21 protein-coding genes are annotated in these 19241 nt (G+C 29.0%); 9 read left to right on the top strand and 12 right to left on the bottom strand.

Translation table 11 applies throughout. The features are described from left to right. Positions 1–3: 3 nt before the first annotated feature. From CQA42_RS03865 to rsmA, 5 genes are read right to left on the bottom strand one after another with little or no spacing between them, the layout of a single operon-like run. A complete protein-coding gene (locus CQA42_RS03865) occupies positions 4–1056 on the bottom strand; it encodes a quinone-dependent dihydroorotate dehydrogenase (protein WP_115583379.1) in 1053 nt (350 codons plus the stop codon). A 9-nt stretch (positions 1057–1065) separates the two neighbouring features. Continuing rightward, a complete protein-coding gene (locus CQA42_RS03860) occupies positions 1066–1305 on the bottom strand; it encodes a DUF2443 family protein (RefSeq protein ID WP_115583378.1) in 240 nt (79 codons plus the stop codon). Positions 1306–1308: 3 nt separating this feature from the next. Continuing rightward, positions 1309–2277, bottom strand: a complete 969-nt coding sequence (locus CQA42_RS03855; protein WP_115583377.1) for an SIS domain-containing protein — start codon at positions 2275–2277, stop codon at positions 1309–1311. 16 nt (positions 2278–2293) lie between these two features. Continuing rightward, the gene (locus CQA42_RS03850; RefSeq protein WP_115583376.1) at positions 2294–4249 is read right to left on the bottom strand and encodes a ribonuclease J; all 1956 of its coding nucleotides are present in this window, start codon (positions 4247–4249) and stop codon (positions 2294–2296) included. Positions 4250–4253: 4 nt separating this feature from the next. After that, positions 4254–5051: a 16S rRNA (adenine(1518)-N(6)/adenine(1519)-N(6))-dimethyltransferase RsmA gene (rsmA, locus tag CQA42_RS03845; RefSeq protein ID WP_258865567.1), complete on the bottom strand. Its 798-nt coding sequence runs from the start codon at positions 5049–5051 to the stop codon at positions 4254–4256. 131 nt (positions 5052–5182) lie between these two features. Between rsmA and hisF the strand changes: the two genes are divergently transcribed. From hisF to mreC, 9 genes are all read left to right on the top strand, one after another. Then, positions 5183–5944 (top strand): imidazole glycerol phosphate synthase subunit HisF, encoded by a 762-nt coding sequence (gene hisF, locus CQA42_RS03840; RefSeq protein ID WP_115583531.1) that lies wholly within the window; start codon positions 5183–5185, stop codon positions 5942–5944. A gap of 3 nt (positions 5945–5947) precedes the next feature. Beyond that, on the top strand, positions 5948–6481 hold the full coding sequence (locus CQA42_RS03835; RefSeq protein ID WP_115583374.1) for a purine-nucleoside phosphorylase: 534 nt from the start codon (positions 5948–5950) through the stop codon (positions 6479–6481). Continuing rightward, complete coding sequence (gene rlmN / locus CQA42_RS03830; RefSeq protein WP_115583373.1) at positions 6465–7523, top strand: 23S rRNA (adenine(2503)-C(2))-methyltransferase RlmN; 1059 nt, start codon at positions 6465–6467, stop codon at positions 7521–7523. The genes CQA42_RS03835 and rlmN overlap by 17 nt, the downstream gene beginning before the upstream one ends. A 128-nt stretch (positions 7524–7651) precedes the next feature. Next, positions 7652–8749: an epoxyqueuosine reductase QueH gene (locus CQA42_RS03825; protein ID WP_115583372.1), complete on the top strand. Its 1098-nt coding sequence runs from the start codon at positions 7652–7654 to the stop codon at positions 8747–8749. 58 nt (positions 8750–8807) lie between these two features. Further along, on the top strand, positions 8808–9293 hold the full coding sequence (fabZ, locus tag CQA42_RS03820; protein ID WP_115583371.1) for a 3-hydroxyacyl-ACP dehydratase FabZ: 486 nt from the start codon (positions 8808–8810) through the stop codon (positions 9291–9293). A gap of 5 nt (positions 9294–9298) precedes the next feature. Beyond that, positions 9299–10072, top strand: coding sequence for an acyl-ACP--UDP-N-acetylglucosamine O-acyltransferase (gene lpxA / locus CQA42_RS03815; protein ID WP_115583370.1), 774 nt, complete (start codon positions 9299–9301; stop codon positions 10070–10072). Next, positions 10065–11342, top strand: coding sequence for an ATP-dependent Clp protease ATP-binding subunit ClpX (clpX, locus tag CQA42_RS03810; protein WP_115583369.1), 1278 nt, complete (start codon positions 10065–10067; stop codon positions 11340–11342). The genes lpxA and clpX overlap by 8 nt, the downstream gene beginning before the upstream one ends. Before the next feature lie 26 nt (positions 11343–11368). After that, positions 11369–12406, top strand: coding sequence for a rod shape-determining protein (locus tag CQA42_RS03805; RefSeq protein WP_115583368.1), 1038 nt, complete (start codon positions 11369–11371; stop codon positions 12404–12406). 10 nt (positions 12407–12416) lie between these two features. Further along, entirely contained in the window at positions 12417–13223 is an 807-nt protein-coding gene (gene mreC / locus CQA42_RS03800) for a rod shape-determining protein MreC (protein WP_115583367.1), read from the top strand. On the opposite strand, the gene ruvX is transcribed toward mreC, so the two are convergent. The 7 genes from ruvX to CQA42_RS03765 form a co-directional block, all read right to left on the bottom strand. Next, positions 13216–13590, bottom strand: coding sequence for a Holliday junction resolvase RuvX (gene ruvX, locus CQA42_RS03795; protein WP_115583366.1), 375 nt, complete (start codon positions 13588–13590; stop codon positions 13216–13218). The genes mreC and ruvX overlap by 8 nt on opposite strands. Then, a complete protein-coding gene (locus CQA42_RS03790; protein ID WP_115583365.1) occupies positions 13587–14372 on the bottom strand; it encodes a DNA-processing protein DprA in 786 nt (261 codons plus the stop codon). The genes ruvX and CQA42_RS03790 overlap by 4 nt, the downstream gene beginning before the upstream one ends. Further along, positions 14369–16471 carry a hypothetical protein gene (locus tag CQA42_RS03785; RefSeq protein WP_115583364.1) on the bottom strand — a complete coding sequence of 701 codons (2103 nt, stop codon included), beginning with the start codon at positions 16469–16471 and terminating at the stop codon, positions 14369–14371. The genes CQA42_RS03790 and CQA42_RS03785 overlap by 4 nt, the downstream gene beginning before the upstream one ends. Further along, positions 16468–17493 (bottom strand): divergent polysaccharide deacetylase family protein, encoded by a 1026-nt coding sequence (locus tag CQA42_RS03780; RefSeq protein ID WP_115583363.1) that lies wholly within the window; start codon positions 17491–17493, stop codon positions 16468–16470. The genes CQA42_RS03785 and CQA42_RS03780 overlap by 4 nt, the downstream gene beginning before the upstream one ends. Beyond that, complete coding sequence (gene minE, locus CQA42_RS03775) at positions 17477–17707, bottom strand: cell division topological specificity factor MinE (protein ID WP_115583362.1); 231 nt, start codon at positions 17705–17707, stop codon at positions 17477–17479. The genes CQA42_RS03780 and minE overlap by 17 nt, the downstream gene beginning before the upstream one ends. Positions 17708–17717: 10 nt before the next feature. Next, the gene (gene minD, locus CQA42_RS03770; protein WP_408941435.1) at positions 17718–18506 is read right to left on the bottom strand and encodes a septum site-determining protein MinD; all 789 of its coding nucleotides are present in this window, start codon (positions 18504–18506) and stop codon (positions 17718–17720) included. 140 nt (positions 18507–18646) lie between these two features. After that, on the bottom strand, positions 18647–19195 hold the full coding sequence (locus CQA42_RS03765) for a type II secretion system protein (protein WP_115583360.1): 549 nt from the start codon (positions 19193–19195) through the stop codon (positions 18647–18649). Positions 19196–19241 lie beyond the last annotated feature (46 nt).

Genomic DNA, 19241 nt, shown 5'->3' with positions numbered 1-19241 from the left:
ATCCTAATATAAACTTTTTCCGACAGCTTCACTAATATCTTTAAATCCATCTTCTGCTAATTTTTCTAATATTGTTTTATTGATTTCTCTAACAACACAAGGACCTTCAAAAATCATAGTTGTATAAATTTGAACCAATGACGCTCCAAGCTTTATTCTCTCATATGCTTCTTCTCCATCATCTATTCCGCCTATTGAAATTAATATTGTTTTTTTAAATAGATTCTCACTTAGTATTTGAAAAACTTCTTTAGAACGTTTTTTTAGTGCAACTCCGCTTATTCCACCTTTATCTTTTGGATTTTTTACTAGCGAATAATCAATAGTTGTATTTGTAGCGATTATACCACTAGCACCATTATCTATAGCACATTCACAAACTTTTAACATATAATCTATATCCATATCTGGAGAAATTTTTAAAAATATTGGTTTATTTGTCTGAAGTCTCAATTCACTTAGCAATGCTTTTACAAATTCCTCATTTTGTAAATCTCGTAAATTTGGAGTATTTGGAGAAGATAGATTTAGTGTAAAATAATCACTAGTATCTTTAAATATAGATACTAATTTTTTATAATCAAATATTACTTTCTCTTCCTCGGTTATTTTATTTTTACCTATATTTACACCAATTGGTATAACATATGGATAGATTCTGTTTAATCTTTCTAGTATTTTTTTTCCACCATCATTATTAAAACCCATTGCATTTTGGATACTTTTTTCTTCTACAAATCTAAAGATTCTAGGTTTTGGATTTCCATCTTGTGGTTTTGGAGTTGCTGTGCCTACTTCTATAAAACCAAATCCAAATGCGCTTAGTGCTTTTGTCATTGTTGCATTTTTATCAAATCCTGCTCCAAGTCCAACAGGATTATAAAAATTTAATCCACATATATTTTGCTTCAATCTATCATCTACTATGCAATATTGTTTTGCTAAATATTCTAACGCCATAGGCGTAGATTGTGCTACAATCAGCAATTTTTCTACTAGAGTATGCATATTTTCTGGATCGCATTTGAATAAAAGAGGTCTTATTTTCTTATACATAACAAACCTTTACCAAACTAAAAATTCTTTTTTTACTTTGTTTAATTCATCAATTTTTGATTTTAGTTTCTCTATCTCTGCATCTATTTGTTCTAACATCCACATTTCTAAGTGAGGAGGATAATCCATGCTGCATCTTTTTATCATAATATAATCTATCAAACTGATCTTATGCATACCTAACAGAATCTTTATTTCTTGTTGTATATCTTCTATATCTTTTATGATTGTATTTATTTTATCAAACATAATTTACTCACTTTGTTTGATTCCAGCTTCTACAAGTTTATGAATATGGATTGCACCTTTTATTTCTTTATCTTTATTGGTTATTATAAGTAATTGAATCTTAGAATCTTCAATTAAGTGCAATATATCAAATGCTAACATATTTTCATCATCACAAATTTTTGGATTTTTTGTTGCATAATCTAATGCTTTTGAATCTAAATTAAAATCATCTCTTAACATCGCTCTTCTTAAATCGCCATCACTTAGCATCGCAATTAGTTTATTGTTTTCTGCAATTAACACACTTCCTAATTTACCATTAGTCATTTTTATTATTGCATCTTTTAATGTAACATCTTTTGATATTATTGGTAGATTGTCTTTTTGCATTAAATCTTTTATTTTTACAAATAATCTTTTTCCTAGACTGCCTCCTGGATGAAAAGCTGCAAAATCACTATCTTTAAAATCTCTTTTTTTCATTAGGCATATAGCTATTGCATCACCTAATGCAAGCGTCAATGTTGTAGAGGATGTTGGAGCTATATTTAGCGGACATACTTCTTTTGATACACTAATATCAATAAAATAATCGCCTTGTTTTGAGATAGAGCTATTTATATTTTTTGTCATTGTAATTATTTTGTAAGATAGTCTTTTTAGATGTGGCATTAAGCTTGATAATTCATCACTCTCACCACTATAGCTTATAGCAAGGACTATATCATCTTTGCTTATCATTCCTAAATCGCCATGCATAGCTTCTGTAGGGTGAATAAAAAAGCTAGGTGTGCCTGTGCTAGCTAGAGTGGCAGCTATTTTTTGTCCAACTAATCCACTCTTTCCAACGCCAGTTACAATAACTTTGCCTTTGATATTGTAAATATCATCAATAATTGCATTTATACTAGAATCTATATTTTTTGAAGATTCTATCAATTCATTTGCTTCATTATTTAAAACTTCTATTGCAATTTCTTTAAAGTCCATTGTATTTCCTAGAAATTTATAAGAAATAAATATTTAATACTATTGTTGGATATTTTTTAAATTTCTTAAATGCAATTTTTCTTAAATAATTTTTAAGATTGCCCTCTAGGTTTTTGTTGATAGATTCTGGCTTAGCATTGCTTATATATAATTTTATAGCATCATCTAGCTCTTTTATAAATATCTTTTCTTCTTTATCACCAAGTAATCCAAAAGTTTGGATTCTAGGATTATCAACTAATTTAGAATCTTTCATTTGCATATTGATGATTATAATCCCATCTTCTGCTAATTTTTGTCTATCTAAAACGGTAATATTATCTACAATTTTTCCTAGCTGATTATCAATAAAGAGTTTTCCATTTTTTACACTTCTAATTTTTTTAATATAATTTGGACAAACTTCAATTTGGTCCCCATCTTCCATAAGTAATATATTTTTCTCCAAAACGCCACATTTTATCGCTGTTTCTTTGTGTTTTGCTAGGTGATTATATTCACCATGAATTGGTAAGAAAAATTTAGGTTTTATAAGTCTTAGCATTAATTTTTGTTCTTCTTGTGCAGCATGTCCGCTTACATGAATCTCGCTAAAATCTTGATATGCTACTTTTGCACCTGATTTCATTAGAAAATTTATTACTTTTGATACATTTCCTTCATTTCCTGGTATTGGCTTTGCAGATATTATGATTGTATCTGTTGGTTTTATTTTTATGTGTCTATGTTCATCTGTCGCCATTCTATACAATGCACTCATTGTTTCACCTTGTGAGCCTGTAGTCACGATTAATACTTCATTATCACTATATTTTTCTACTTCATGTGCATCTATGAAAGCATTTTGTGGAATATTGATATATCCTAATTGTCTTGCAATTTCAAGATTTTTCTCCATTGATCTACCAATAACACATATTTTCCTATTAAATTGTAAGCCATAGCTTATTGCTTGATAAACTCTATGGATATTTGAACTAAATGTGCTCATAATGATTCTATCTTGCGTATTTTTAAATACATTTTCAAAAGATGGACCAACGCTAGATTCGCTTGGAGTGTATCCAGCTCTATGTGAGTTTGTAGAATCGCTTAGCATAAGCATTATTCCATTTTCACCATAATATGCAAGTCTATGCAAATCTGTAGGAAAATTATCTACTGGAGTGTGATCTATTTTAAAATCACCAGTATGCAGTATCACACCTGCTTGAGTTTTGATAGCTAATGCACTTGCATCAATTACAGAGTGAGTAATATGAATCCATTCAATTTCAAAATCACCAATTTTTATAGGTTTTCTTTTCTCTACAATCCTAAAACATGAACGAAATTTTTTTAATCCACATTCATCAAATTTATTTCCAATCATTCCAAGTGGCAATGGAGTTCCATATATTGGCATTTGTAATTGTTTGAACAAGTGAGGCACGGCACCTATGTGATCTTCGTGTGCATGTGTTATTATCAGTCCAGCAATTTTATCTTTGATTGCATGTAAGTAACTGAAATCAGGCACCAAAATATCAACACCATGCATATTAGATTCAGGAAAGCTCATACCAGCATCAACAACTATTGCAGAATCTTGACTTTCTATAACGGTAATATTTCCACCGATTTCTCCAAGTCCGCCAAGTGGAGTGATTCTTATTTTTGCTTTTGTTTTCAAATCAAGTTTATAATGTGGATTTAGAGTATTTTTGTGATTTTTATTATTTAATTCAACAACTTTTTTTAAATCTTTATGAAGTCCTAAATTCGATTTTTCATTTAAACCTTCAGAAATACCGCTAACACCATCTTGCATTTCAGTATTTTTAAAATATTCTTTTCTATCTTTTTTTTGAGAATCTTTATTGTCATCTTTTCTTTTCCATCTTTTAAATGGTCTTTTTTTATGATTATTTTCACTATCTGTGCTTGTTTGCTCTTGTTTTATTTCATTGGTTTCGTTGTTACTTTCTTCCATCGTATTATTTCCTTGTGAGTTTAAAAATTTGGTGATACTGCGATGTATTTAGTTGGTGGGCTCTAGTATTTTTTTCTATGCTTAGAGTTTCTAGTATTTCTTCTATATTTTTTATATAAGATAGATTCTTATATATTGTTTTTCTAGGCGAAGCAAAGGCTTTTCTAATTAAATCATAAAAATCTTTTTCTAAGATATTATTATTTTTTCTAATACCAAAAACAGCCGATTCCACTTTTGGAGCAGGACTAAATGCACTTGGCGGAACTATTGATATTAATTCTATCTCTTTGCTTAAGCTTTGAGTTATTACGCTGATGGCACAAAAATCACTATCTAAAGGTTTAGCACAAAATTTATAAGCAACTTCTTTTTGCGTCATGACCACCATCCCTACACACATTCTATCTTCAAGAGCATTTAGTATGATTCTAGTTGCTATATAATATGGTAGATTAGATACTAATATATAAGGCTTATTGTGCAACCAAAAACTTCTACCTTTATTATCTTTGCTAAGCTCTATTGATAGAACATCTTTATTATGTAATATAAAATTATCCTTAGAGAATCTATCATCTAAATATTTACATAATCTTTTATCAATCTCATAAGCAATTAAACTAAAGCTATCCAACAACTTTACGCTCAAATCACCCAAGCCAGGTCCAATTTCTATAATATCTAAAGATATTTCTTCATTCTTAAAAATATTTACCATATTGGATACAGATTCGATGATTTTATTTAAGACGGCTTCATCTTTGAGAAAATTTTGCCCAAACTTTTTATTTGCCTTTATTATTTAAAATCTCCCAAGCCCTAATAAAGCAATCTTTTTTTCTATGCATTGCTCATTATTCTAACTTTTTTTTGATAAAATATCAAGATTTATAGGGTTTATTTGATGAATTATGAATGGATGTTTATATGATAGATAATTTAGCATTTAGAATTATTCCATGTCTTGATGTCAAGAATGGTAAAGTTGTAAAAGGAATTAATTTTATAGATATAAAAGATGTTGGGAATCCAGTAGAAATTGCAAGTGGTTATAATGCACAAATGGCTGATGAAATCGTCTTTTTGGATATTACAGCAACAAATGAAGATAGAAGCACTCTAATAAATGTTGTGAAATCTGTTGCAAAAGAGATATTTATACCATTTACCGTTGGTGGTGGTATTAGAAATCTGCAAGATATGTATAATTTATTAGATTCTGGTTGTGATAAGATCAGTGTAAATTCATCAGCTATAAAGAATCCATCGTTGATATATGAAGGGGCAAAACATTTTGGTTCTCAATGTGTTGTTGCTGCAATTGATGTGAAAAAAGTGGCAGATTCTAGGTGGAATGTTTTTATTAATGGTGGAAGAATTGATACAGGTATTGATTATTTCACTTGGGCAAAAGAAGTAGAGAATCTTGGTGCAGGCGAGATATTATTAACAAGCATGGATAGTGATGGAACAAAAAATGGCTATGATTTAGAACTCCTTAGATGGACTTCATCAAATATAAAGATTCCACTTATTGCAAGTGGAGGCGCTGGAAATATGGAACATATAAAAGAGGCATATTTAGCTGGGGCAAATGCAGCCTTGGCTGCTAGTATATTTCACTATAAAGAAATAGAGATTAAAGAATTAAAAAAATATTTAAGGGATTGCAATATTCCTGTTAGGATTTAATTAATGTTTATTTGTGCTAGTGGTGAAAAATTTTCATTTGCAAAAGAAATAGGCATTGGTCTAATAGATAGTACTATGATATTAAGTAGTATTATATTAAAAGAAAATCCAAAAGAATTGATATTTATAGGTAGTGCAGGTAGCTATGATAAAAGTATAAATATTTTTGATATATTTGTTAGCTCTAGAGCAATGCAGATTGAAACATCATTTATAACACACAATTCATACACTCCAATATTTAATAAAATTGAAAATGTTTCATGTGAAACAGATATAATTGTAAATAGTAGCAACTACATCACCACTGATGAAAATCTTTCAAACCAAATGTTAAATGCAGGAATAAAACTTGAAAATATGGAATTTTTTAGTATTTTAAGAGTTGCGCAATATTTTGAGATTCCAGCATTTGGTATTTTTTGTATCACTAATTATTGTAATAATAATGCTCATAATGATTTCATAGCCAATCATTCAACAGCAAAGAAATATTTAGAATCCTATGTAAGAGATAATTATGGAAAATATTTTTGATTATAGCTTTGATGAATTAAAAGGATTGCTAACTCCATCTTTTCGTGCTAAGCAAGTTTGGAATTGGCTATATATTCATTATGAAGATGATTTTTCTATGATGATAAATCTTCCAAAAGAGATAAGAAACAAACTAAAAGAACAATTTAGTGCAAAGAATCTAGATATAGCAAATGTTGCATTGAGTAAAGATGGGACAAAAAAATATTTATTTCTAACTCATGATAATCATACTTTTGAATCTGTGCTTTTAAAAATGAAAGATAAAGAATTTGATGAAGATGGAAATATAAAGAGTCAAGAAAGATTCACTATTTGTATTTCATCTCAAATTGGTTGTAAGATTGGTTGTAAATTTTGTTGCACTGGAAAAAATGGATTCACTAGAAACCTAAGCGCAGGCGAGATAGTAGAGCAAGTTGTTGCAATAAAAAAAGATAACAATATCGCACCAGAAAAATGTGTAAATATCGTTTATATGGGCATGGGCGAACCACTTGATAATTTTGATAATCTGATAAAAGCTATAAAGATTATCTCTCATATTGATGGACTTTCTATATCGCCAAGAAGGCAAACTATATCTACAAGTGGAATCTCACCTATGATTAATGTCCTTGGCAATTTAGATTTAGGTGTGCAACTAGCCATATCACTTCATGCTGTAAATGATATAACCAGAAATAAACTTATGCCTATTAATAAGATTTATAATATTAATAGCATTATTGATAGTGTAAGAAGTTTTCCAATCGATGCTAGAAAAAGAGTTATGTTTGAATATCTTATGATAAAAGATATAAATGATAGTATAGATAATGCAAAAGATTTATTAAAACTTCTTGATGGTATAAAAGCTAAGGTAAATCTAATATTATTTAATCCATTTGAAGGTAGCAATTTTGAGCGACCAGATTTAGAAAATGCTAAGAAATTTGCAGATTATTTGTATAGCAAGGGATTAATATGCACTATTAGAGAATCTAAAGGTATTGATATTGATGCTGCTTGTGGGCAATTAAAATATAAAAATAAAAAATAAATGTTTCATGTGAAACGATAAGGAATTTTATGCTTCTTGATTTTATATTGATAATATTTTTGGCAATCGTATTTCTCATAGGAGTAGTAAGTTTCTTGATATATGCAAATAAAAGATAAGATTGTTATATGTTAGTTCATATTTGTTGTTCTGTTGATAGTCATTATTTTCTACAAGAATTAAAAAAAGTCTATCCAGATGAAAAGCTGATAGGATTTTTTTATAATCCAAATATTCATCCAAAAGAAGAATATGATTTACGACTTTTTGATGTAAAACGAAGCTGCGAGATTCTAGGTATTGATTTGGTTATTGGTGATTATGATTTGGAATCTTGGCTTGATAAAATCAAGGGCTTTGAGAATGCAGAAGAAAAAGGTGATAGATGCACTATATGCTTTGACGAGAGATTATTAAAAAGTGCTATATTTGCTATGCAACTAAATGAAAAATATTTGACTACTACATTGCTAACAAGTCCTATGAAAAGTCAAAATGATTTATTTAATCAAGGTGAAAATATTGCGAAAGAATATGGACTTGAATTTATTAGTCTTGATACTAGAAGTGGCGGTGGGACACAAAGACAAAGTAAATTAGCAAAGGATTCTAATCTTTATAGACAAAATTATTGTGGTTGTATTTATGCACTAGAAAAACAAAGAAATAGATCAAATAAAATTGCTTTAGAGATGTTTAGCAATATAGGAAAGCAAGTATTAAAAGGAAGCGCACAATGGACGCTAAATACTTTCAAAGAATTGCATAAATATGAAAAAAATAATATTCCACATATTTTGCAAAAAGATAGTATCAATGCTTATAGATTATTGAATGGTTATGTTTTTAAGCAAGATTCTAGGGATGTAATACCTTCATATATTTTTACACATTCAAAATCATCAAAGAATCTAAAAAGTGGTGATATTTTATGGAGAGAAATGATTTTTGATAATAAAAAAATTATGCTTGGATTCTGTGATAATGCGCTATTTATTGATATAAATAGCATTAATTTAGTATTTGATAAAAACTACAAAAATACACTTGATATGCTTTATAATCCTCCTCTTTATGATGATGAATTAGCTTTTAGAGTGAAGATTCTAGGTAGTGATAGTATAAAGCCATTTATTGTATTAGATTCTGCATCTTTTAATAATCTAAAAATAAATATAGATAGTATATTCCAAAATATAGATATTTTTATGGTTATTAAGCTTTAATTATAGATATTTTAGTAGAATCCATACTCTTTAAATCTTAAATCATGGACTTATTTTGATGATAGACATAGATAGAATACTAAAAATACTACCGCATAGATATCCAATATTGTTAGTTGATAAAGTAACATCTTTAAAACCATTTGAATCCGTTGAAGCCTATAAAAACATAACGATCAATGAGCCTATATTTTTAGGACATTTTCCAAGCAAGGCTATATATCCAGGTGTTATGATTATTGAAGGTATGGCACAAGCTGGCGGAATCCTGGCTTTTTCTAGTGGATATGGTGATAAGGTTGATGAAGTAGATAATAAGCTAGTTTATTTTATGAGCATTGATAGAGCAAAATTTAGATCTATGGTGCGTCCTGGTGATAGACTTGAATATAAATTAGAAGTATTAAAGCATAAAGGCAAAGTATGGGTTCTTGATGCTAAGGCTTTTGTCGATGGTAAGCTTGTTGCAGAAGCAGAATTAAAAGCTATGCTTGGCGACAATGATGACAATAAGGTGAAGAATAACGATCAAGGCAAAGAATAAATATTATGAATACATCAATAATTAAAACAAAACATATAGGAGAAGGAACTGCCATTGGTGAGTTTTGTGTTATTGGAGAAAATGTCCAAATTGGTAAAAATTGTAAAATTTACAATAATGTAACTTTAGATGGCTGCACAATAATTGGCGATAATACGACTATTTTTCCAAATGCTACAATTGGTACTATGCCTCAAGACTTAAAATACAATGGTGAAAAAACAGAATTAATTATTGGCAAAAATAATATTATTAGAGAATTTACTATGTTTAATCCAGGCACAGGAGAAAATGGTAAAACAATCATTGGAGATAATAATTTATTTATGGCTTATGTGCATATAGCACATGATTGTGTTATAGGTGATAATTGTATATTAGCAAATTGTGCGACTCTTGGCGGACATATTCATATAGGAAATAATGTAAATATTGGCGGGCTTAGTGCTATTCATCAATTTGTGCATATTGGTGATGGTTCTATGATAGCTGGTGCTTCAGCATTATCTCAAGATATTCCACCATATTGCCTTGCAGAAGGAAATAGGGCAATTATTAGAGGGCTAAATAAATATAAAATGCGAAAGATTTTTACATCTAAGCAGATAGATGAAATAAGCCACATATATAAATTATTGCTATCTGGAGATAAGCCAATTAAAGAGATAGCAGATGAGATTCTTTGCAATACTGATTCAAAAATTATAAAAGATATTTGTATGTTTATAAAAGATTCTAAACGTGGAATTCCATATAAAAGAGGTAATATCAATGAGTAAAAAGCAATGCAGTATTTGCAGTGCAATAGATAGTGATAAAAATCCTGTTTTTTCTAAAAAAGGTTTATTTATCTGTAGAGATTGTCAAAACAAATATGGAGCTAGTAGCATAGATGATTTTATAAATAGACTTGATATAGATGAGGAAAATGAAGAATATTATTGTGATATAAATTTTAATAATACTTCTCCAAAAATTTTAAAAACTGCATTAGATGAATATGTAATAGGGCAAGATGAAGCAAAAAAACTTTTATCTGTTGCTGTATATAATCATTATAAAAGAATCTTGCAAAAAAATAATGATGATGAATATGATGATGTCGAAATAGCAAAATCTAATATTTTATTATTAGGTCCAACAGGAAGCGGAAAGACATTGATGGCGCAGACTTTTGCAAGATTTTTAGATGTGCCTATAGCAATTTCTGATGCCACTAGTCTAACTCAAGCAGGATATGTTGGTGAAGATGTAGAAAATATACTAACAAGACTTTATCAAGCAGCAGATTATGATATAAGAAGAACAGAAATGGGTATTGTTTTTATCGATGAGATTGATAAAATCGCTAGAGTTGGTGAAAATCGTTCAATCACTAGGGATGTATCTGGTGAAGGAGTGCAGCAAGCTTTGCTTAAGATTATAGAAGGAAGTATTGTAAATGTATCACCTCAAGGAGGCAGAAAGCACCCACATCAAGAATTTATACAAATCAATACCGAAAATATTTTGTTTATTTGTGGTGGAGCATTTGATGGATTGAATGACATAATTAAAAGACGTCTTGGTGGAAATATGCTAGGATTTAATAGTGATAAAAAGATTATTAATAATGATGAAAAGTATTTTCACTTAGTAGATTCCAGTGATTTAATGAATTATGGAATGATTCCAGAGCTTATTGGTAGATTGCATGTAATTGCAACACTTGATGAGATTAATCAAGAAGCAATGCTAAATATATTGTTAAAGCCAAAAAATTCCTTGATTAAACAATATCAAAAAATATTTGTACTTGATGATGTAGAATTAGAGTTTGAAGAAGGAGCATTAAAGCTTATAGCAAAAAAAGCAATAGAGAGAAAAACAGGTGCAAGAGCATTGCGTGCTATAATGGAAAGCATAATGGTGGATTTGATGTTTGATATAAAGGACTACACTGGATATAAATTAGTTATAACAGCTGATTTTGTATCAAAAAATAAACCTCCTATGTTAATTAAAAAAGGATTAGCCAAAAAAACACCAAAGACAAAAATAAAGAAATAAAAACAACTCAACAAAAAAGGATATAAATGATTTTAGATACTATTATAGGTATGTTTTCACAAGATATTGCAATAGACCTTGGCACAGCAAATACTGTCGTTTTGGTTAAAGGTCGTGGTATCGTGATAAATGAGCCAAGCATTGTAGCTATTCAATCAAATAAATATAGTAGAAATAAGACTTTAGCCATAGGCAAAGAAGCTAAAGAAATGATGGGAAAAACTCCAGATGGAATTGATGTAATAAGGCCTATGAGAAATGGTGTAATAGCTGATTTTGATATGACTGAAAAAATGATTAGGCATTTTATAGAAAAAACACATAATAGAAGAAAGATGATTCGTCCAAGGATTGTTGTTTGTGTGCCATATGGGCTTACAGGAGTTGAAAGAAAAGCTGTAAAAGAATCTGCCACAAGTGCGGGAGCTAGAGAAGTATTTTTGATAGAAGAGCCTATGGCTGCTGCAATTGGTGCAGGACTACCTATAAAAGAGCCACAAGGCAGTTTAGTTGTTGATATTGGTGGTGGAACTACTGAAATTGGTGTTGTATCTCTTGGAGGACTTGTAATAAGTAAATCAATTCGTATGGCAGGCGATAGAATGGATGAATCTATTGTCGATTATGTTAGAAAAAAATACAATCTTTTAATTGGCGAGAGAACTGGTGAAGAAATAAAAGTAAAAATAGGTTGTGCATCTCCACTTGATAAAACATTATCTATGCAAGTTAATGGAAGAGATCAAGTAAGTGGATTGCTAAATACTATTGAACTTACAAGTGAAGATACAAGAGAGGCTATGAAGGAGCCATTAAGAGATATAGTTGATGCACTAAAGAGCGTATTAGAAGTCATGCCACCTGATTTGTCTGGTGATATTGTAGAAAATGGAATCGTTTTAACTGGTGGTGGGGCTTTGATAAGAGGTATTGATAAATATTTAGCAGATACGGTAAAACTACCTGTTTATGTAGCTGATGAGCCACTTTTATCGGTTGCTAAGGGAACAGGAAAAGTCCTTGATGAAGATGGAATCTTAGAACAATTAGTATATGAAGAATAATCCTTAGTATATGAAAAAGCACAATAAAACATTATGGATTAGCATAATTATTATGTGCATTTTGTTTGTGCTTGAGATTAATAAAGGTATATTTACATATGCTACTTTGATTAATAATTTTGTTAGAGAAAATGTATTTAATATAAAAGATAATATATCATTAGCATTTGATAAATACATATACCAAGCAGAAGAAATAGAGAATCTAGGCAATGTAAAATTACAAAATGAGAGACTACAAGCTAGATTGCTTACTTTAGAAAGTGAAAATAAAAAACTTCTTACATTGTTAAATATCAACAAAAAGCCAAACCTACCTAATATTTTTTTGGTGAAGGCTTATTCATATGTAAATATGGGCAACTATTCACAAATATGGCTAAAAAGTGATGAGTTTAGCAATACAGATGAAAATAAAATATTTGGACTTATTAGAAATGGATATGCAGCAGGAGTTGCATTAAATTCAAATGGTGGCTTAGTTGGTATTTTAAATGGAGATTCTAAGGCTAGTTATAGTGTTTATATTGGAGATTCTAAGTCAGTTGGAATCCTAAAAAATAATACAAATGGAAATATTGCAATTGAATATATTAATGCTTGGAATGAGATTAAAATAGGAGATGAAGTCGTTACAAGTGGGTTAGATGGAATCTTTTTTGAAGGTATTAAAGTTGGTAAGATAAAAAAAGTATCACAAGAATATGGGTATATTGTTGCAGAAGTTGATTTGTATAATCAAAATAATGATATAGGATATTTTTGGCTTATTGATATTTCTATGCCTATAGAAGATAGCATTGATGATTCTAATTAGACTTTAAATATCTTTGCATTATTATCATTGCACTTATGCTATCAATAGTGCCATTTTTTCGCATTATGTGACTATTATCTCTATTTTGCAACATTTCTTCTGCTTCTTTTGAACTCAAGCTTTCATCTACAAATTTTATTTCTCCACTAAAATTTAAAAGTGTGATAAAATGGTTTATTCGTCTTTGCATTTCTTCATTTGCTATACCAATTATTAGAATCTTTGTATTTTTTTCTATTAATAGCTCATTTAATCTTTTAGCAGCATCATTTCTATTTCTTCTAATGATTGGTGCAAGTGGCAAAATAATGCCATTTATATATTGTGCTATTCCTATTTTTTTTAATCCAAAGTCTATTGCTATCATTTTGTTTTTATCTTATTGTTTTGACGCACTAAAAGCCCCATAAATTCATATTCTAAGATTCTATCTCCAAATTTTTCTAAAGCTACTTCAAAGCTAGGTGCATTTTTGCAAAATTCTAAAATCTCATCATTTTTAGATTCTAAAGATTGTGTATTTTGTATTTTAGAATCTAGAATAGAATCTCTTATAAAATCATCAATATCATAAATCACTTTTGCATATTTATTTATGATTAAATATTCACTAAGAGGGCTTTCTTTGTATCTATGCGGAATTGTCCATATTGGTTTGTTTAATTCTATTGCGATTTTTGCACTATAGTTTGTGCCACTATTTAGATCACCTTGTGGAAATATCACTATATCACTCAATGCAATAACTATTCTGTTTCTTTCAAGAAAGCTATATTTTTTAGGAAAATATGGGCTTTCATACTCACTAATTATCAAAGCTTTATTTTTTATATCATTTATTAGTTTGCTATTTTCTTTTGGATATGTGATATCTAGACTTCCTGGGGATATCATTATTGTATTTGGCATTGAATTTGTATGTGCGATAAAATCAATCCCTATCGCCCCACCACTTATTATTGTGGCATATTTACTTATTTTTTGTGCTAGCGTTGCAGTTATTATTTGTGTATATTGATTTGGACGCCTTGTGCCAACGATGGCTACTTTAAAATTATCTAATAACTTTTTATTTCCTATATAAAACAATTCTTTTGGTGGCTTTTTTAAAGATTCTAGTGATTTTGGTATTTTAAGTGTATTTATCATTGCTGTATCAATGTTTTTTGATATCTAAAGGTTATTTTTATTCTTTCATCATCACTATTTTCAAGTACAGAATCCAACTTGTTTTTATTGCAAAATTCTAAAATCTCATCATCTTTTCCAAAAATATCGATATAGTTATTTATACTTTTTGTCCAATTTATCGTATCATTTATATGATTTTTAAAATCTTGAATATAGGCAATTTTGTATATATTTTTTATATTTTCACTCCAATATTCAATTTTTATATAATCTTGAAATATATTTTCTAGTGCATCTACTTTACCATCAAATGCTAAATCTTTTGCTTGTTTGCACAAAGTATCAAATTCTTTGCAATAGTCTTTAAATTCGCTTAGATATTGCAATTCTTCAAATTCTAAGGCAAGCTTATATACTTTATCTTTTTTGTTTGCAGCAATAAGCTCTAGCATTTCTAGTTTTTTTGATATTGAGACTAAGTGGCTTGTTATAATATCCTTGTATGAGGGAAAATTTTGTAAAAACTTTGCTAGTCTTTCAAATTCATCATATTGTTTATTATTTTCACAATTTATTGCTTTTTGGTATATATTATCACCAAGCATTAATACTTTTTTGTATAGCTCTGTATCTTTTAGATATGAAAAATTAGAAGTTAGTAAAAAATATTCTTTGAAATTTTGCTCTTTTACAAATATCTCTGCATCTTTAAAAATATTGATATTATTTAAAAGTTGCATTATTGTAGATTTTTTTGGTGTTTTTAGAAATGGCTCTAGAATCTTTTTTGCAGATTCTGCATTATTTTGGTTTTCTTCTATTAATTTTTTTGCATGATTAAAGGTTTTGTGCCATATATTTTCTAAATCTTGAAAATAGGAAGTTTTAAGCAAAAATTTTATTTGCAAAGCCATATTGTAGGCTTCTTCATATGATTTTTCATCTATTAGATTTCGAAATTTTTTTAGAATATCTTTAGAATTTAGATAAAAATTAAAAGCTTCTTTTTTTCTTTCATCTCTTAGAAATGGATCTACAAGTTCTAGTGCTTCATCTATTTTGTTATCACTTAATAATTTTGTAGCATCTTTTAATACATCTTCCCAATCATCATCAAAAATCTTTGCACAAGGAAGTAACGATAAAAAGATATTTTTATCTAGCATAATGGCTGCTTTTTTATAGTCTTTTTTATTGCAAGATTCTATAAATTCACCATCTTTGTCATTATAATTTATAATAATTAACTCTCCATTTGTAAAACCAACAAAAATTTTTCCTAAATACAAATATAGCGAGCTAATCCCACTTGTATTATCAAGCTTTATGCTGAATATTTTTGTATTTTCATCTAGATTGATTATATAAATCGTAGAATCTCTTGAGCCAACTATTGCTAGTTTTTCATCATCATTTATGCAAAATATAGATGGCCATGATGTAAATGGTGTAGAAATATTTATTGTTTGATTTGCTCTTATATCATAGATGATAGAATTTGAATTTCTTAACACCATAAATAATTTTGAATTATTATCAAAAAAATCAGCCCATTCTACAACTTCATTTGTGTTAAATATATTTGTAGTTTTTGCTCTTTGGTAGTCAAATATCATATTTGATTTATTAAAACACGAAGCAAATAAGAATCTAGAATCTTTAGAAAAATTAAGATTTGATATATAATCTGGGCGATAAGGAAGTGTCATTATTTTTTGAAATTTATTTGTATCATAGATATGCACCCTGCCATCTTCTCCACCGCTTGCAAGTATATTATTATCATTTGAAAATGCTGAAGCACTAATAGTCTTTTTATGATAATCTAGTCTTGCAATTATTTTAGTAATATCTTGTATTTCTGCAATGGATAATATATTTGATTCATTTTCTGCTAGGCTTATTAGATTTGAATTTGCACTTGTTGTTTTTGAATATTTATGTGGCAATTCTTTTGTATGCAATAGCGTAGCTAGCTCTTTTAATCGCATTGTTTTTATATCTATTTTAAATACAGAATAATTTTGATTTATTATGATTAAATCATCATTTGATTTATTGATACTTAAAATACTTCCTTTGAGATGGAATCTATTTGTTATATCAATATTATTCATTTATGAAACTTTTGGGCATATCGCGTTATTTTTGCATTTTGTAATATTTCATCTAATTCATTTAGATAAATTATATCAACATCTTTAAATAGATTCTCTTTTGCTAGTTTTAATGCCTGCAATGTTTCTTTATGAGGATGTGCTATAAGTATGGCATAACCTCTTTTTTTTGCAATTTTTATACCTTCTTTGATTTGCTTATTTAGTGCATTTGCATCAAGGTTATTATCTATAAAAATATCTCTATGTAAAATCAATCTATTTTGCTCTTTTGCAATTTCATTTAGTTTTGTATCTGGTGTAGTTCTACTATCGACAAATTTTATTTTATTATCATCTAATACACTTAGTAATGTCTCTACACTTTCTTTATTTGCTGTAAATTTACTTCCTGTATGATTATTGATATATTTTACATTTGGCATAGATGATTTTATAGATTGTATTTTTTCTCTCATTCTATCAATAGAATCTCCTATTTTTATCGTATCTAATTCATCTGTATATCTTTTTGCCTCTAGTGGTAAATGTATCATAAAGAAATCAAGATTATTAACAGCATTTATCATATCATTATTATTGTTTGGAAATATCGATGGAGTGATCTTTAAATCTATTGATTTTATATCATTTAATTGTTTGATATTTAATACATCATCAATTATTATTACGATTTTTGGTTTAGAATCTTGCAATATATCTTGATATTGCACTTTGGGTTTTTCTTCTTTGTTTTCTTCTTGTTTTGGTATAACTTTTTCTTCTATTATATTGTCTTTATAATCTAGCACTTCTGATGAGGTAGGATTATTGCTGTAATCAACTCTTTTTTTGTATTGTATTGTGTATGCCATTGTAGCATTGGAATCTTGTTTTGGTTGTGTTATCTTTCTGTTTATATTCTCTATTTTATTATCATTTAGGCTTATAAAATTATCAGCTTTTGGCTCTATTAAGTTTATTATTAGATATGATGCTGCTAATATCAAAGATAGAATCATTAAATTATGTATCTTTTTCATTTAGTATAATTTCTATTTCTAACATATTTACATTTTGATTAGAATCTGCCTTTATATCTATTTTGTTTGTTTGTGTATATTTTCTAATAACTGCTAGAATCTCATTCTTCATATCTTCCATATATGGTATATTTGATGTTCTATCATGAGCCAGAGCTACTACAAGCCTATTTTTTGCATCATCTGCAGATTTATTCTTTTTCCAAAAAAACATTTAAACAACCTTATTTAAAAAATCTGCTAAAAAAGCTATCATTTTCTACTATAAAAGGCACATCTTTGCCTAATATTCGATCGCTTATTCTTTCATATGCTTTTGCGCTTTTTGTTTTTTTGTTATAAATTACTGGTTCTCCACTATTTGTCGCTGATACTATTTTTTCATCTTCTGGTATTAGCCCAATAAGAGGGATTCCAAGTATGGTAAGCACATCATCACTACTCATCATGTCACCTTTTTTTATCAAATCAGGCTTGATTCTATTTATGATTAGATGTTTTGCCACCTCTTCCCCATTTTTTGCTTTATCACTTTTTGCATCAATTATACCAATGACTCTATCAGCATCTCGCACACTGCTAACCTCTGGAGTTACTACAATAAGCGCTCTATCAGCCCAAAAAATAGCGTGTTCAAATCCGCTTTCAATACCCGCTGGTGAATCAATAATAATAAAATCAAAATTTTGCTTTAATTCTTCAATTAGAATCTTTACTTTGTCTTTATCAAGAATATTTTTATCTTTATTTTGAGATGCTGGTAAAAAATATAGAGATTTTGTTCTTTTATCATTAATTAATGCTTGGTTTAGATTGCATTTACCTTCCATAACATCGATTACATCATAGACTATTCTGTTTTCAAGACCTAAAATCATATCAAGATTTCTAAGTCCTATATCGAAATCTATTGCTACGACTTTTTTTCCACGATTTGCTAAACCAACAGATATATTTCCAACAGCAGTTGATTTACCAACACCACCTTTGCCTGAAGTAATAGTAATAACAATTCCCACAAAATTACCTTTTATAAAGTTTAAATTTTAATCAAGTCTTATAATATAGCAGATTTCACACAATAAAGCCATATAGTTGGAAGTAATAATTTAGAATTCTAAGCCTCAAACTTAGAATTCTGTTAAGAAAGTATTTAGAATTTCACTGCTCCAGTTGTAGCAAGAGGGATAATTCTATTTGAACCACTTGGGTAAGATTCTTTTAGAGCTTTGCAGAATGTTCCACTATTTCCACCGCTATTTGCACCGCCTCCTACACCGCTTATTTGGGCTGGATCAAAAATTAGATTTCCTGTAGCTGTATTTAATTGAATAATATGTCCACATCCGCCAGTTTGATTGCTTCCACTTTGTGTTACAACATTACCAAGTGGTTCAATTCCTGGGTTGTTACTAGTTCCACTATTTCCAGCTTTCCATCTACCTCTATCAAGTCCTCCTGTATCTATCATCCACTCTCCCCAAGAGCTAAATCCAGTAGGAGTTGATGCTGTAGGATCTATATTTTCTGCAAAAACTCTTGCAGGGATCGCCTTTAGTGTAGAAGCAATATCACTTCTTGCCATTGCCACTTGCGCATCTGTCCTTGTAGTTACAAATCTAGGAACCGCAACAGCAGCAAGCACACCTAAAATAACGATTACGAATACCAACTCAATCATTGAAAAACCACTTCTTTTCATTTTCTTTCCTTTTTAAAAAGATTTCTTAAATCCATTAGGATAAAAG

The sequence above is a fragment of the Helicobacter sp. MIT 99-5507 genome (assembly GCF_003364295.1).
GTDB lineage: Bacteria > Campylobacterota > Campylobacteria > Campylobacterales > Helicobacteraceae > NHYM01.
This window is presented reverse-complemented; position numbering and strand designations above follow the sequence as displayed.